We start from the raw sequence: 14040 nt of genomic DNA, 5'->3' as shown, positions 1-14040 counted from the left end.
AGACGGCGAGCACGGCCGCGCCGGGGTAGCGCGCGGACCCGGCGGCGACGCCGAGCACCCCGCGCCGGTACTTGTCGCTCTCCGCCGAGGGCACCGGCAGCAGCCGGGCCACGTCCGCGTGCTGAAGGGCCTCCACGGCCGGGTCGGGCGGCAGTTCGAGCCCGATCTCCACGAGGCGGACCGCTCCGGCGTACTCGTGCCCGGGGTCGATCAGCAGGCCCGGCTTGTACGCGCCGAAGGTGACCGTCAGATCGGCTCGCACCGCGGCCCCGCGGACCTCGCCGGTGTCCGCGTCCACCCCGCTGGGCAGGTCGACGGCGACGATCCCGGCGTGCGAGCGCTCGGCGGCCTCCGCCAGCCGCCGGGCGTCGGGGCGCAGCCCGCCCTTGCCGCCGATGCCGACGATGCCGTCCAGGACGAGGTCGGCCCGCCCGATGGCCCCGAGCGCGTCCCCGGGGTCCGTGACGACACGGCCCCCCGCTCCTCGCAGCGCCTGGAGTCCGCCCGCGTGCGCCCGGTCGGGTGAGAGGAGTACGGCGGTGACGCCCGCGCCGCGCCGGGCCAGCCGGGCCCCGGCGTACAGCGCGTCGCCGCCGTTGTCGCCGCTGCCGACGAGCAGCACCACCCGGCTGCCGCGCAGCCGCCCCAGGAACTCCGCCGAGGCCGCGGCCAGACCGGCCGCCGCCCGCTGCATGAGGGTGCCCTCGGGCAGCCGCGCCATCAGGGCCCGCTCGGCCGCCCGTACCGTCTCCACGCTGTACGCCGTACGCATGTCTTCGAGTCTGCCCCGCGAGCGCGGACCCGCGCACCCGGATGGATCAGTTCTCGGCGATCACCACGGCCGAGGCGACGCCCGCGTCGTGGCTGAGGGAGACGTGCCAGGACCGCACGCCCAGCTCCGCCGCGCGGGCGGCCACCGTGCCCTTGACCCGCAGCCGGGGCTGCCCGCTGTCCTCGACGTACACCTCGGCGTCCACCCAGAGCAGCCCGGACGGCGCGCCCAGCGCCTTGGCGAGCGCCTCCTTGGCCGCGAACCGCGCCGCCAGGGAGGCGATCCCGCGCCGCTCACCACCCGGCAGCAGCAACTCCCCCGCCACGAACAGCCGGTCGGCCAGCCCGGGCGTGCGCTGCAGAGCCGCCCGGAACCGCTCGATCTCGGCCACATCGATCCCGACCCCGACAATGCCCATGCGAGGAGCCTACGGTCACTCCTCGGCGAACAGATCCTCCACCCGCTCGACGGCGACGGAGCGGTCGAGCCACGTGTCGATCACCTCGGAGTCGGTGCAGGCGTGGACCCGCTCACGCACGTCGTCGGAGACGGTCAGCCCACGAGCCTCCAGCACCCGCAGCACGGCCTGCTTCTTGCCGGCCAGCTCCCCCTTGACCTCCCCTTCGGCCTCTCCCTTGGCCTTCCCTTCGGCTTCTCCCTTGGCCTTCCCGTCCAGGTACGCCTCCTCGAAGACCGTCCCCCGCCCGGGAAAGAACGTGACCACCATCTTCTCCAACTCCCTCCACATGCCCCGGGCCGGAGTGTTCTCCAGCCCGATTTCCAGAAGTTCCGACCAGTACAGGGCGGTGGCTTTGTCGAACGAGCGCATTCCACGAGCCATCAGATGCAGTATGGCGTCGCTCTGCTCGCTCTCGCTGTGAACAATGGCGGAAAACGTGGCCAGCGCGGGCTCACGCGCCACCATCGCCTCGTCGGTGATCCGGGGCACCGTGTCGGGCCCCAGCACGAAGGGGCGCGTGACCTGGGTCGCCCAGGGTCCGACCCGGCACTCGAAGGGGCCTGCGGCCCAGGTCGCGGTGGAACGGTGCCTGCAGACGGCGACGAGCAGCACCGGAAGTTCGAACTTGGCGTGCAGATAGCTGACGTAGTACGCCCAGTTGACGCCCTTGTCCGGCGCCCGCTTCGTCTGGGCCTCGATGGCGAGCAGAAACCCGTCACCGTCGGACGGCACCACCTTCAGCACCGTGTCGACGCGACGCTCCAGCGGCTTGAGCTCCGTCGCGTCCGGAGTGATCGCCTCGATCTCCGCCTTGGCGGGCGGCTCCAGCCCCAGCGCCTGGAAGACGGGGGCGAGTACCTCGGGATGGTCCTGGAAGATCCGGTGCGAGGTCTCGTGGGTGGATGTGACCATGTCCGCGATCGTGGGGGCGCGGGAGCGGCGACGTCTCGACAATCGCGCGGCATTCACCCTTTCGAGGACCGGAAAAACGTTCCCCTTCACTCTGCGGGAAACTCCGGGCCTCCCTCAGCAGACCGGCCCGGAGTTTCGTCCGCGCTATTCCACCGTCACCGACTTCGCCAGGTTCCTCGGCTGGTCCACCTCGTTGCCGCGGGCCGCCGCCAGTTCGCAGGCGAAGACCTGGAGCGGGACCGTGGCGACCAGGGGCTGGAGGAGAGTGGGAGTGGCGGGGATGCGGATGAGGTGGTCGGCGTACGGGACCACCGTGTCGTCGTCCTCGTCGGCGATGACGATGGTGCGGGCGCCCCGGGCGCGGATCTCCTGGATGTTGGAGACGATCTTGTCGTGGAGGACGGAGCGGCCGCGCGGGGAGGGCACGACCACGACCACCGGGAGGTCCTTCTCGATCAGCGCGATCGGACCGTGCTTCAGCTCGCCCGCCGCGAAGCCCTCGGCGTGCATGTAGGCGAGTTCCTTGAGCTTGAGGGCGCCTTCGAGGGCGACCGGGTAGCCCACGTGGCGGCCGAGGAAGAGGACCGTGTCGTGGTCCGCCAGGGAGCGGGCCAGCTCGCGCACCGGCTCCATGGTCTCCAGGACGCGCTCGACCTCGCCGGAGATCCGGGACAGGTCCCGTACGACCGCGCGGATCTCGTCGCCCCACTTGGTGCCGCGCACCTGGCCCAGATAGAGGGCGACGAGGTAGCAGGCGACCAGCTGGGTCAGGAACGCCTTGGTGGAGGCGACGGCGACCTCGGGACCGGCGTGCGTGTAGAGCACCGCGTCCGACTCGCGCGGGATGGTGGAACCGTTGGTGTTGCAGATGGCCAGCACCTTGGAACCCTGCTCGCGGGCGTGCCGGAGCGCCATCAGCGTGTCCATGGTCTCGCCGGACTGGGAGATCGCGATGACCAGGGAGCGGCCGTCCAGGATCGGGTCGCGGTAGCGGAACTCGCTCGCCAGCTCGACCTCGCAGGGGATGCGGGTCCAGTGCTCGATGGCGTACTTGGCGATCAGGCCCGCGTGGAAGGCCGTACCGCAGGCGACGATGACGACCTTGTCCACCTCGCGCAGCTCGGCCGCGCCGATGCGCACCTCGTCCAGGGTGAGCGAGCCGGAGGGGTCGACGCGGCCCAGCAGCGTGTCGGCGACGGCCTTCGGCTGCTCGGCGATCTCCTTGAGCATGAAGTAGTCGTAGCCGCCCTTCTCGGCGGCCGAGACGTCCCAGTCGACGTGGAAGGCGCGGACCTCGGCCGGGGAGCCGTCGAAGTCGGTCACCGTCACGCCCTCGCGGCGCAGTTCGACGACCTGGTCCTGGCCCAGCTCGATGGCGTCCCGGGTGTGCGCGATGAACGCGGCGACGTCGGAGGCGAGGAACGCCTCGCCGTCCCCGACTCCCACCACCAGCGGGGAGTTGCGGCGCGCGCCGACGACCACGTCCGGGGCGTCCGCGTGGGCGGCGACCAGCGTGAAGGCGCCCTCCAGGCGGCGGCACACCAGCCGCATCGCCTCCGCGAGGTCGGCCGTCGCGGAGTACTCCTCGGCCAGCAGGTGCGCGACGACCTCGGTGTCGGTCTCGGAGGCCAGTTCGTGCCCGCGCTCGGCGAGTTCGGCGCGCAGCACCGCGAAGTTCTCGATGATGCCGTTGTGCACGACGGCCACCCGGCCCGCGTTGTCCAGGTGCGGGTGCGCGTTGGCGTCCGTCGGTCCGCCGTGCGTGGCCCACCGGGTGTGCCCGATGCCGGTCGTACCGGCCGGAAGCGGCCGTTCGGCCAGCTCCTTCTCCAGGTTGACCAGCTTCCCGGCCCGCTTGGCCGACGCCAGTCCCCCGTCCGCGAGCACCGCGACACCGGCGGAGTCGTACCCCCGGTACTCCAGCCGCTTCAGACCCGCCATCACGACTTCGAGCGCCGAACGCGCCCCTACGTATCCCACGATTCCGCACATGCGCGGCAGCCTACGGTCCGTCAGCTGTCAAAAACGGCCGCTCTGTGCCCGAATTCGGAAATTCCCACCGGTGCACGCAGCACCGGCGGGAACACCGAGGGGTCGATTCAGCCCAGCTTGCCCATCTGTGCCGCGATCACGTCGGCCGGGACCTGGAAGTCCTTGCCGGTGGCCGCAGTGGCGAAGTTGATCGCGCTGAAGGTCACGAGCGTGGCGCCCTTGCGGACGGCGACGAGCTTGGCCGGAGCCTTCACGCCGTCCCCGGCGTCCATGGTCAGGGTGATCGCGGCACCCTCGTCGCCACCCTTCGGCGCGGCGGTGGCGACGGCCTTGACGTACGGGGTCTTGTCGCTGTCCACGGTGGACGTGAAGCCGCCGGGGCACTTCTCGACGGCCGCGCTCAGCGCCTTCAGCGCCTCCTCGGCGCCACCGTCCTTGTAGGAGGCGAGCGTGACCAGCATCTTCTCCCGGTCGAGCGAGGCCACCAGCGCGTCCTCGGGCTTGGTGCCGGCCGCCGGCGGCTTCGCGTCGCCCATCCAGGACCGCTTGACCGTCGCCACGGGCTCGCCCTGCGCCACACCGGCCTGGGCGTAGGCCAGCGGCAGGCAGGCCGCCTTGTCCGTCTTGATCCGCCCCTTGGCGATGTCGTCCGTCGCCGCGAGCTTGGCGGGGACCTTGCCCTTCTTGACGTCCGACTGGGCCAGCGCGGCCTTCTCCAGCTCGGCGGCGGTCAGCGGCTCGGCCGCCGGAGCGGCGGCCGCGGAGGCGGAGGCGGAGGCGGAGGCGGAGGCGGAGGCGGAGGCGGTCGAGTCTCCCTTGACCTCCGCACCCTTGGCGCCGTCGTCGGAGCCGCCACAGGCGGTGGCGAGCAGAGCGAGGGCGGCGGAGGCGGCGACGAGGCCGGCGCGGCGGGCGGCGGTGGTACTCACGTGGGGACTCTTTCTTCGGACCCGCGGAAGGAACCCGCGGCAACGGCTTGCGCTTTACACACAGTTGCCTCGCACTTTAGTCACAGATGCCCCACAGATGATCATCTGATGACCATCCGGCTCCGGACCGTGACGATCACGTGATCTCCGCGAGGGCTCCTCGTCCGCCACAAGGCGAAGGCGCACCGCGTGGACGGCAGTCCGTCCGCGGTGCGCCTCCGTTCCCGGCGTCCGAGTGCTTCCGAGTGCTCAGCCCCGGCGCGTCGCGGGCGCCTCCAGACCGAAGGAGGCGCTGTTCAGCCAGCGCCGCATGTACAGCGCGATCGGGCGCTCGACGAGCCGGTGCACCACGTAGGACAGCACGACCAGTCCGGCCACCGTCGACACGACCAGGACACGGGGGTCGATCCGGTCGCCGAAGTGATGGACGATGGTCAGGCCGATCACGTCGTGCAGCAGGTACAGCGGGAAGGTCAGCGTCCCCGCGACACTCAGCCACCGCCACTGGATGCGGCTGGTCCAGCCGAGCGCGATGGCGGCGATCAGCGCGAAGCAGCCCGAGATCGCCAGCACCAGCCAGCCCCGCCACGGGTGCCAGGTGGCCCAGTTGAGGCGGCCGCCGTGCGGGGCCAGGACGAAGTGCAACGCCAGCAGCCACGACATGAGGACGATCCCCCACAGCAGCGGGGTCGGACGGAACCGGTACATCAGGTAGAAGGCCATGCCCGCGATGAAGTACGGCGCGGAGGTCGGGTTGACCAGGACCGTCATCAGGGGGAGATGGGCGGCGGGCGCGAGCACCGCGGCGACCGTCCAGATGCCGCAGAAGACCGCCACCCGGGTGTAGGTCAGGCCCATCCACACCACGATCGAGAAGGTCAGGTAGAAGCAGAGCTCGGGCCAGAGCGTCCAGTACACCGCGTCCAGGTTGGGCACGCCGAGCGGCTTCTGAAGCATCGTGAGGTTGGCGAAGAGCACCCGCGGGTTGGGGTTCCCCACCGGGGCGTGGAACAGGTAGATGACGGCCGCCGACACCAGCACGCCGATCCAGTACATCGGGTAGAGCCGGGTGACGCGGGATATGAAGAAGTCCCGCGGGGACCGGCCCCACGCGCTCATGCAGATGACGAAGCCACTGATGAGGAAGAACAGGTCGACACCGAGCCGGCCGTAGGCCAGATAGCGGTGCGAGTCGGGGAAGATCGCCTGGTAGGGGCGCCCCCAGACGTGCTCCATGGTCGCCGGGACCTGGCCGGTGAAGTGGAAGACCACCACCGCGACGGCGGCCAGGAACCGCAGTCCGTCCAGCGCGGCCAGCCGCCCCTTGCGGCGGGCGGGGGCGGCCTCCTTCTGCTCCGACTTCTGTTCCGAGGGCGCCTGGGACACCCGGACATCTGCGGTGGCGGTCTCCTCAGTGCTTCGCTCATCGGTCTTTTCGGCCACCGCCGTGTCATCCCTCAGGGTCATCCATCCACCGTTTCAGTGCCAGTCTCTGCGTCCGTGCTGTGTGAACTCACGCTCACATGACAGCCAGGCGGGAGGAACGGTTGCCCTGCCGTCTCCGGACAACCTTCGACCCTGCCACACACCACGCTCACACCCTTCATCCGGTCAACGTGACCGACCCCACCCGCCTGCCCCGTTCGAACTCCGTTAACAATGGAATGTGATCTCACCGGTCTCCGAGTTCCCGAGGAGCGCCCACCGGCACCGGCCGGAGGCGACTCCCTACGTCGACCTCACCCGCGCGGAGTGGAGCGCCCTGCGCCACAAGACTCCGCTGCCGCTCACCGCCGAGGAGGTGGAGAAGCTGCGCGGGCTGGGCGATGTCATCGACCTCGACGAGGTACGGGACATCTATCTGCCGCTCTCGCGCCTGCTGAATCTCTACGTCGGCGCCACCGACGGCCTCAGAGGGGCGCTGAACACCTTTCTCGGCGAGAAGGGCTCCCAGTCCGGGACGCCCTTCGTGATAGGCGTCGCGGGCTCCGTCGCGGTCGGCAAGTCCACCGTGGCCCGTCTCCTCCAGGCCCTGCTGTCCCGCTGGCCCGAGCACCCGCGCGTCGAACTGGTCACCACGGACGGCTTCCTGCTGCCCACCAAGGAGCTCCGGGCGCGCGGCCTGATGTCCAGGAAGGGCTTCCCGGAGTCCTACGACCGCCGCGCCCTGACCCGCTTCGTCGCCGACATCAAGGCCGGCAAGGACGAGGTGACCGCCCCCGTCTACTCCCACCTGATCTACGACATCGTCCCCGGCGAGAAGCTCACCGTGCGCCGCCCGGACATCCTGATCGTCGAGGGCCTGAACGTCCTCCAGCCCGCCCTGCCCGGCAAGGACGGCCGCACCCGCGTCGGCCTCGCGGACTACTTCGACTTCAGCGTGTACGTCGACGCGAGCGCCGAGGACATCGAGCGCTGGTACCTCAACCGCTTCAGGAAGCTCCGCAACACCGCCTTCCAGGACCCGGACTCGTACTTCCGCAAGTACACCCAGGTCTCCGAGGAGGAGGCCGTGGACTACGCGCGCGGCCTGTGGCGCACGATCAACAAGCCGAACCTCGTCGAGAACATCGCCCCCACCCGCGGCCGCGCCGGTCTCGTCCTGCGCAAGGGCCCCGACCACACGGTCCAGCGCCTGCGCCTGCGCAAGCTGTGACGCCTCCGGTTGGATGGGCGCCATGCTGCATCTGCGCCTGATCACCCCGCCCGACCGCACGGACGACGCCGTACGCCTGATCGAGGACACCGTCGGCACCACCCATCTGGTGGTGCTGCCGGGTGCCGCCCGGAACCCGGCCGGGGACGTGGTGATGTGCGACGTCGCCCGGGAGGCGGGCGACGACCTGCTCTCCGGTCTCCAGCGGCTCGGCATCGACCGCGACGGCTCCATCGCCGTGGAGGACATCGACCTGTCGCTGTCCCACCGGGCCGACCGGGCCGAGGAGGAGGCGCCCGGCGAGGCGGCGGACGCCGTGCTGTGGGAGCACCTGGTCGAGGAGACCCACGAGGAGTCCACCCTCTCGGCGACCTACGTCGCGTTCCTCGCCATCGCCACGATGATCGCGGCCTGCGGCGTCGTCCTGGACAACGCGGTGCTGATCGTGGGGGCGATGGCGGTGGGGCCGGAGTTCGGGCCGCTGGCGGGCATCAGCACCGCCATGGTCCGGCGCAGGCCCCGGCTCGCGGCCCGCTCGCTCATCGCCCTGCTGGTCGGCTTCGCCGCCGCGATGGCGCTGACGGCCGGTTTCGCCGTACTCATGGACGCGGCCGGGCTGTTCAGCGAGGCGCAACTGGAGGGCGACCGCCCGAACACCGCGTTCGTCTACGCGCCGGACGCGTTCTCGTTCGTGGTCGCGCTGCTCGCGGGCGCCGCCGGAACCCTCTCGCTGACCTCGGCCAAGTCGGGTGCCCTGGTCGGCGTCGCCATCTCGGTGACGACAGTCCCGGCCGCCGCCAACGCGGCCGTCGCCCTGGCCTACGGCGACACGAACCAGACCGTCGGTTCCAGCGAACAGCTGTTGCTGAACCTGCTCGGCATCGTGATCGCGGGCGTCCTGACCCTCCTGGCCCAGAAGTGGTACTGGGCCAGGAAGGGCAGCACGAGTTAACCCAGCGCCGACTTCACGGCATCGGCCAGCCGTCCCGCCACCGAGCGGGCCTGGTCGATGTCGGCGGCCTCGACCATCACGCGGACCAGCGGCTCGGTGCCGGAGGGGCGCAGCAGCACCCGGCCGGTCTCGCCCAGCTCGCGCTCGGCCTCGCCGACGGCCGCCGCGAGGTCGGCCGAGGTCTGGACCCGGGACTTGTCGACGTCCGGGACGTTGATCAGGATCTGCGGCAGCCGCTCCATGACGGAGGCCAGCTCACGCAGCCCGCGCCCGGTCTCGGCGACCCGCGCGGCAAGGAGCAGACCGGTCAGCGTGCCGTCGCCGGTGGTCGCGTGGTCCAGGACGATGACGTGCCCGGACTGCTCGCCGCCCAGCGCGTAGCCGTGCTGCTTCATCTCCTCCAGCACATAGCGGTCACCGACCCCCGTCTGCACCAGCCGGATGCCCGCCCGCTCCATGGCCAGCTTGAAGCCCAGGTTGGACATGACGGTCGCGACCACGGTGTCCGAGCGCAGCTCCGAGCGCTCGCGCATCGCCAGCGCGAGGACGGACAGGATCTGGTCGCCGTCCACCTCCTCGCCGGTGTGGTCCACGGCCAGGCAGCGGTCGGCGTCACCGTCGTGCGCGATGCCGAAGTCGGCGCCGTGCTCGAGCACGGCGGCCTTCAGCGGGCCCAGGTGAGTCGAGCCGCAGCCGTCGTTGATGTTCAGGCCGTCCGGCTCGGCGCCGATCGTGACGACCGCCGCACCGGCCCGCTCGAACGCGGCCGGGGAGACAGCGGCGGCCGCGCCGTGCGCCTCGTCCAGGACGATCTTCAGCCCGTCGAGGCGGTTCGGCAGCACCGACAGCAGATGCGCGACATAGGTCTCGAAGCCCTCGTCGTACGTGCGCACACGGCCGACCCCGGCACCGGTGGGCCGCTCCCAGGGCTCACCGTGGCGGTGGGACTCGTAGACCGCCTCGATACGGTCCTCCAGGTCGTCGGCCAGCTTGTGACCGCCGCGCGCGAAGAACTTGACGCCGTTGTCCGGCATGGCGTTGTGGCTCGCGGAGAGCATCACGCCGAGGTCCGCGCCGAGCGCGCCGGTCAGATGCGCCACGGCGGGCGTCGGCAGCACGCCCACGCACAGCACGTCCACGCCCGCGCTGGCCAGACCGGCCACCACGGCCGCCTCCAGGAACTCCCCGGACGCCCGCGGGTCGCGGCCGACCACCGCCTTCGGCCGATGGCCCGCGAAAGTACCCGCCTCGGCCAGCACATGCGCCGCCGCGACGGACAGGCCGAGCGCCATCTCGGCCGTCAGGTCCGCGTTGGCGACGCCACGCACGCCGTCGGTGCCGAAGAGTCGTCCCACTTGTCCTCCTGAAGAAGCGCAACTGCTGCGAGGAATCATGGCATGTGCCAGAGCATCCAATCGCACAAGCCTTTGAGCGTCTTGTGTCGTTATACGCCCTTGACGGAGATAAACGAACGCCCCGGCGGCACACAGGCGTGCCGTCGGGGCGTTCGGAGTACGCGCGAAGCGCCGCTGTTTAGCGCTTGCTGTACTGCGGAGCCTTACGGGCCTTCTTCAGACCGGCCTTCTTGCGCTCGACCGCACGGTCGTCGCGCTTGAGGAAGCCGGCCTTCTTGAGGGCGCCGCGGTTGTTGTCCACGTCGGCCTCGTTCAGCGCACGGGCGACACCGAGACGGAGCGCACCGGCCTGACCGGAGACACCGCCACCCGCGATGCGGGCGATGACGTCGTAGCGGCCCTCGAGCTCGAGCACCTTGAAGGGCTCGTTGACTTCCTGCTGGTGCACCTTGTTCGGGAAGTAGTCCTCGAGGGTGCGACCGTTGATCTTCCACTTGCCGGTGCCCGGAACGATCCGGACGCGGGCGATGGCGTTCTTCCGACGGCCCAGGCCGGCGGCCGGCTGGGGCTCACCGAAGCGGGACGCGACGGACTCCGAGGTGTACTCACCCTCGACGGGGAGCTCGGTCTCGGTGGTGTAGCTCTCGATGTCGACGAGCTCGGTCTCTTCGAGCGGCTGCTCGGCAGTGGTCTCGGCCACGATTCTCCTCAGATTCTGTTCAGTCTTAGGGGGCGGCCGGAATTACTGCGCGACCTGGGTGATCTCGAACGGCACCGGCTGCTGGGCAGCGTGCGGGTGCTGGTCGCCCTTGTAGACCTTCAGCTTCGAGAGCATCTGACGGCCGAGGGTGTTCTTGGGGAGCATGCCCTTGACGGCCTTCTCGATGGCCTTCTCGGGGTTCTTGTCGAGCAGCTCGTCGTAACGGACCGAGCGCAGACCACCCGGGTAACCGGAGTGGCGGTACGCCATCTTCTGGGTCCGCTTGTTGCCGGACAGGTGCACCTTGTCGGCGTTGACGATGATGACGAAGTCACCGGTGTCGACGTGCGGCGCGTAGATCGGCTTGTGCTTGCCGCGCAGCAGGGAGGCGGCGGTGGTGGCCAGGCGGCCCAGGACGATGTCCTGAGCGTCGATGACGTGCCACTGGCGCGTCACATCGCCGGGCTTGGGGCTGTACGTACGCACGGTTCGTAGCCTTCGCTTCGAGTGAATGGTCCTGAACAGGTCACCGAAACGATCACGACAGCCTCGATCGCACTGCGGTGACGCAACCGCGTGCAGATCGCTGGTCATCGGCCCGGTGGACCGGTGTAAGGGCCCGTCCCGTGAGAATGAGCAAGCCAATACACAACGAGGAGCCAGCCTACCGGGGCACCCCCGGACGGGTCAAAACGCGTCGGAACCGAATCCCGGCGCGCCGAGATGTTCCCCCCTGCGCGGTAGGTCCCCGTATCGCCTCCCGGGCCCGTCCCCTCGGGCGCACCGGCACCCTCGGGGCCCCTCTAAGATGCGCCCCATGAGTTACGGGCAGGGGGGCTCCCAGAATCAGTGGGACCCCTGGACACCTCAATCCGAACAGCCGTGGAGCGCCAAGAGCGGCGACGGGTCCCCCGACTGGGCCGCACTCGCGGACCAGTCCGAGAACCGGAGCAAGCGCCGCAAGGTGCTGCTCATCGTCGGCGGCGCCCTGGCCACGGCCGCGATAGGCACGGCCGTCGCGATGGCCGTCGTCAACGCGGGCGACGACGACACCGCCGGCGGCCCCTCCGCCCTGCCCCCGAGCGCCTCGCTGCCGGGCACCGCCACGGCGCCGTCCTTCGAGCCGACCAGCGCGCCGCCCCCGCTGGACCCGAAGGACTTCATCTCCAGCGCCCAGAAGGACACCGCCGCGCTCAGCCCCGAGACCCTGTTCCCGGGCACCCAGCTCACCATGGGCGAGACGGTGTACAAGAAGGGCGCCACCGCCGACACGAAGAACTGCGCCTCCGGCGCGCGCGGCACCCTGCCGAAGCTCCTCACCGCGAACAAGTGCACCCGTCTGATGCGGGTCAGCTACGTCAACGACGGCGTCGCGGTCACCGCGGGCGTGGCCGTCTTCGACACCGCGGCCGAGGCCACCGCGTTCAAGGGCCAGACCGACACGAAGAGCATCATCTCCTCGCTGTCCGGCAAGGGCGTCAAGCCCTTCTGCGAGTCCGCGATCTGCCGCACCACGACCAACACCCTTGGCCGGTACGCCTACTTCACCACCGCGGGCTTCACCAACGGCAAGGACGTCACCCTCAAGGACAACAAGGTGTTCTCGGCGGGCAACGACCTGGCGCAGTTCACCTTCCGCCAGCTCCTGCGCCGCGGCGAGGCCCAGGCGTCGGCCGCCGCCAAGTAGCCGCGAGGGGGCTCCCCGGGGCCCCCGCGCCGCGTCCCGTGGCTCAGCAGCAGCCCGCCGACGGCAGCGAACGCCGGTTCCGGGCCTCCTTGTTCCGGGCGGCCAGCAGGTCGTCGGCCGGGTAGCCGACCTCCTCCAGGGTCAGCCCGTGCGGCCGTACGACATGCACGGCCGAGTCCCGCACCCCGGCCGCCAGCACCTTGCCCGGCCACTCCGGTCCCCGGTGCCCGTCGCCGACGAACAGCAGCGCGCCGATCAGCGAGCGGACCATGTTGTGGCAGAACGCGTCCGCGCGGACCGTCGCCGTGACGACACCGTCCGCACCGCGCGTGAGGCTCAGCTCCTGGAGCGTCCGGATGGTCGTCGCGCCCTCGCGCCGCTTGCAGTACGCGGCGAAGTCGTGCTCGCCGAGCAGCACGCGCGCGGCCTCGTTCATGGCGTCCACGTCGAGCGGCCAGTCGTGCCACAGCACATGGTTGCGCAGCAGCGGGTCGACCCCGCCGGGGTTGTCGGTGACGCGGTAGGCGTAGCGCCGCCAGACCGCCGAGAAGCGCGCGTTGAACCCGGCGGGCGCCTCGGTCAGGCTCCACACCCGTACGTCCTTGGACAGCCGCCCGGCGAGCCGCTTCAGCAGCTTCTCCCGGTGCTCGGCCCACACGTCCTCGGGCAGGTCGACGTGCGCGACCTGGCCGCGCGCGTGCACCCCGGCGTCCGTGCGCCCGGCCACGGTCAGCTCGTACGTCTCCTTCGACCGCGTGACCGTCCTGAGGGCGTCCTCGATCTCCCCCTGCACGGTCCGCCTCCCACCGGCCTGCTTGGCCCAGCCGTGGAAGTCGGTGCCGTCGTACGACAGGTCGAGGCGGATACGGACATGGCCGGGCTGTGCTTCGTCACTCACAGGGAAATCCTCTCAGGGCGCCGCCCATGGAAAAACAAGAAAACGGGCCCGCCCCGGAGGGCGGACCCGTTCTCACGCGTCAGGCAGTGCCTCAGGCGTCCTTGGACTCCTCGGCGGGGGCCTCGACGGCCTCGGTCTGCTCGACCTTGGCCTCCTCGGACTCCTTGACCGCACGCTTGGTGGCGGCCTCGGCCTCACCGGTCGCCTGCTGGGCAACGGTCAGGGCCTCGACCAGCTCGATGACGGCCATGGGCGCGTTGTCGCCACGACGGTTACCGATCTTGGTGATGCGGGTGTAACCACCGGGGCGGTTCTCGTACCGCGGGCCGATCTCGGTGAAGAGCGTGTGGACGATGCCCTTGTCCGTGATGACCTGGAGCACCTGGCGGCGGTTGTGAAGGTCGCCCTTCTTCGCCTTGGTGACCAGACGCTCGGCGTACGGGCGCAGACGGCGCGCCTTCGCCTCGGTGGTGGTGATACGGCCGTGCTCGAAGAGGCTCTTCGCGAGGTTCGCGAGCAGCAGCTTCTCGTGCGCGGCACTGCCGCCCAGACGGGCGCCCTTGGCAGGCTTCGGCATGGTGTTTCTCCTAGGTGTCTGCCCCGGCCGTATCAGGTACCGGAGTCAGTATCCGAGCAGGCGGTCGCCTGTCGAAGATCCGGGAGCCTTTTCAGACTCCCGGAGTGGTCCGCGCCCCAAAGGGGCGCGGGGAACTGCGCGACCAGCCAC

At 70.5% G+C, this 14040-nt stretch carries 14 protein-coding genes; 3 read left to right on the top strand and 11 right to left on the bottom strand.

Annotation, left to right across the window (positions count from 1 at the left end; translation table 11 throughout):
• The 6 genes from GTW40_RS05325 to GTW40_RS05300 form a co-directional block, all read right to left on the bottom strand.
• A partial coding sequence (locus GTW40_RS05325) for an NAD(P)H-hydrate epimerase (RefSeq protein ID WP_202485416.1) occupies positions 1–772 on the bottom strand: 772 nt, incomplete at its 3' end.
• A 46-nt stretch (positions 773–818) separates the two neighbouring features.
• Positions 819–1190: a holo-ACP synthase gene (locus GTW40_RS05320; RefSeq protein WP_161178984.1), complete on the bottom strand. Its 372-nt coding sequence runs from the start codon at positions 1188–1190 to the stop codon at positions 819–821.
• A gap of 15 nt (positions 1191–1205) precedes the next feature.
• Complete coding sequence (locus GTW40_RS05315; protein ID WP_161178983.1) at positions 1206–2144, bottom strand: hypothetical protein; 939 nt, start codon at positions 2142–2144, stop codon at positions 1206–1208.
• Positions 2145–2288: 144 nt separating this feature from the next.
• The gene (gene glmS, locus GTW40_RS05310; protein WP_161178982.1) at positions 2289–4136 is read right to left on the bottom strand and encodes a glutamine--fructose-6-phosphate transaminase (isomerizing); all 1848 of its coding nucleotides are present in this window, start codon (positions 4134–4136) and stop codon (positions 2289–2291) included.
• A 107-nt stretch (positions 4137–4243) separates the two neighbouring features.
• Entirely contained in the window at positions 4244–5065 is an 822-nt protein-coding gene (locus GTW40_RS05305) for a hypothetical protein (RefSeq protein WP_161178981.1), read from the bottom strand.
• Between the two features lie 249 nt (positions 5066–5314).
• Positions 5315–6532 carry an acyltransferase gene (locus GTW40_RS05300; RefSeq protein ID WP_161178980.1) on the bottom strand — a complete coding sequence of 406 codons (1218 nt, stop codon included), beginning with the start codon at positions 6530–6532 and terminating at the stop codon, positions 5315–5317.
• A 199-nt stretch (positions 6533–6731) separates the two neighbouring features.
• Here GTW40_RS05300 and coaA point away from each other — a divergent pair, with 199 nt between their 5' ends.
• The gene (gene coaA, locus GTW40_RS05295) at positions 6732–7721 is read left to right on the top strand and encodes a type I pantothenate kinase (protein WP_161178979.1); all 990 of its coding nucleotides are present in this window, start codon (positions 6732–6734) and stop codon (positions 7719–7721) included.
• Positions 7722–7743: 22 nt separating this feature from the next.
• Positions 7744–8673: a DUF389 domain-containing protein gene (locus tag GTW40_RS05290; protein ID WP_161178978.1), complete on the top strand. Its 930-nt coding sequence runs from the start codon at positions 7744–7746 to the stop codon at positions 8671–8673.
• Here the strand turns inward: GTW40_RS05290 and glmM are convergent.
• The 3 genes from glmM to rplM all read right to left on the bottom strand — a co-directional run bounded on the left by glmM (position 8670) and on the right by rplM (position 11214).
• Positions 8670–10028: a phosphoglucosamine mutase gene (glmM, locus tag GTW40_RS05285; RefSeq protein ID WP_161178977.1), complete on the bottom strand. Its 1359-nt coding sequence runs from the start codon at positions 10026–10028 to the stop codon at positions 8670–8672. The two genes, GTW40_RS05290 and glmM, sit on opposite strands and share 4 nt — an antisense overlap.
• A 178-nt stretch (positions 10029–10206) precedes the next feature.
• Positions 10207–10728 carry a 30S ribosomal protein S9 gene (gene rpsI / locus GTW40_RS05280; protein ID WP_161178976.1) on the bottom strand — a complete coding sequence of 174 codons (522 nt, stop codon included), beginning with the start codon at positions 10726–10728 and terminating at the stop codon, positions 10207–10209.
• Between the two features lie 42 nt (positions 10729–10770).
• The gene (gene rplM, locus GTW40_RS05275; RefSeq protein WP_161178975.1) at positions 10771–11214 is read right to left on the bottom strand and encodes a 50S ribosomal protein L13; all 444 of its coding nucleotides are present in this window, start codon (positions 11212–11214) and stop codon (positions 10771–10773) included.
• 331 nt (positions 11215–11545) lie between these two features.
• Between rplM and GTW40_RS05270 the strand changes: the two genes are divergently transcribed.
• Positions 11546–12415 (top strand): hypothetical protein, encoded by an 870-nt coding sequence (locus GTW40_RS05270; protein ID WP_161178974.1) that lies wholly within the window; start codon positions 11546–11548, stop codon positions 12413–12415.
• Between the two features lie 43 nt (positions 12416–12458).
• Here the strand turns inward: GTW40_RS05270 and truA are convergent, their stop codons facing one another.
• Positions 12459–13313 carry a tRNA pseudouridine(38-40) synthase TruA gene (truA, locus tag GTW40_RS05265; RefSeq protein ID WP_161178973.1) on the bottom strand — a complete coding sequence of 285 codons (855 nt, stop codon included), beginning with the start codon at positions 13311–13313 and terminating at the stop codon, positions 12459–12461.
• Positions 13314–13404: 91 nt separating this feature from the next.
• Complete coding sequence (gene rplQ / locus GTW40_RS05260; protein WP_161178972.1) at positions 13405–13890, bottom strand: 50S ribosomal protein L17; 486 nt, start codon at positions 13888–13890, stop codon at positions 13405–13407.
• Positions 13891–14040: the final 150 nt, after the last annotated feature.

It is taken from the genome of Streptomyces sp. SID4985 (assembly GCF_009863025.1).
Classification (GTDB): Bacteria; Actinomycetota; Actinomycetes; order Streptomycetales; family Streptomycetaceae; genus Streptomyces.
The sequence above is the reverse complement of the archived record's forward strand: the minus strand, read 5'-3'. Positions and strand labels throughout refer to the sequence as shown.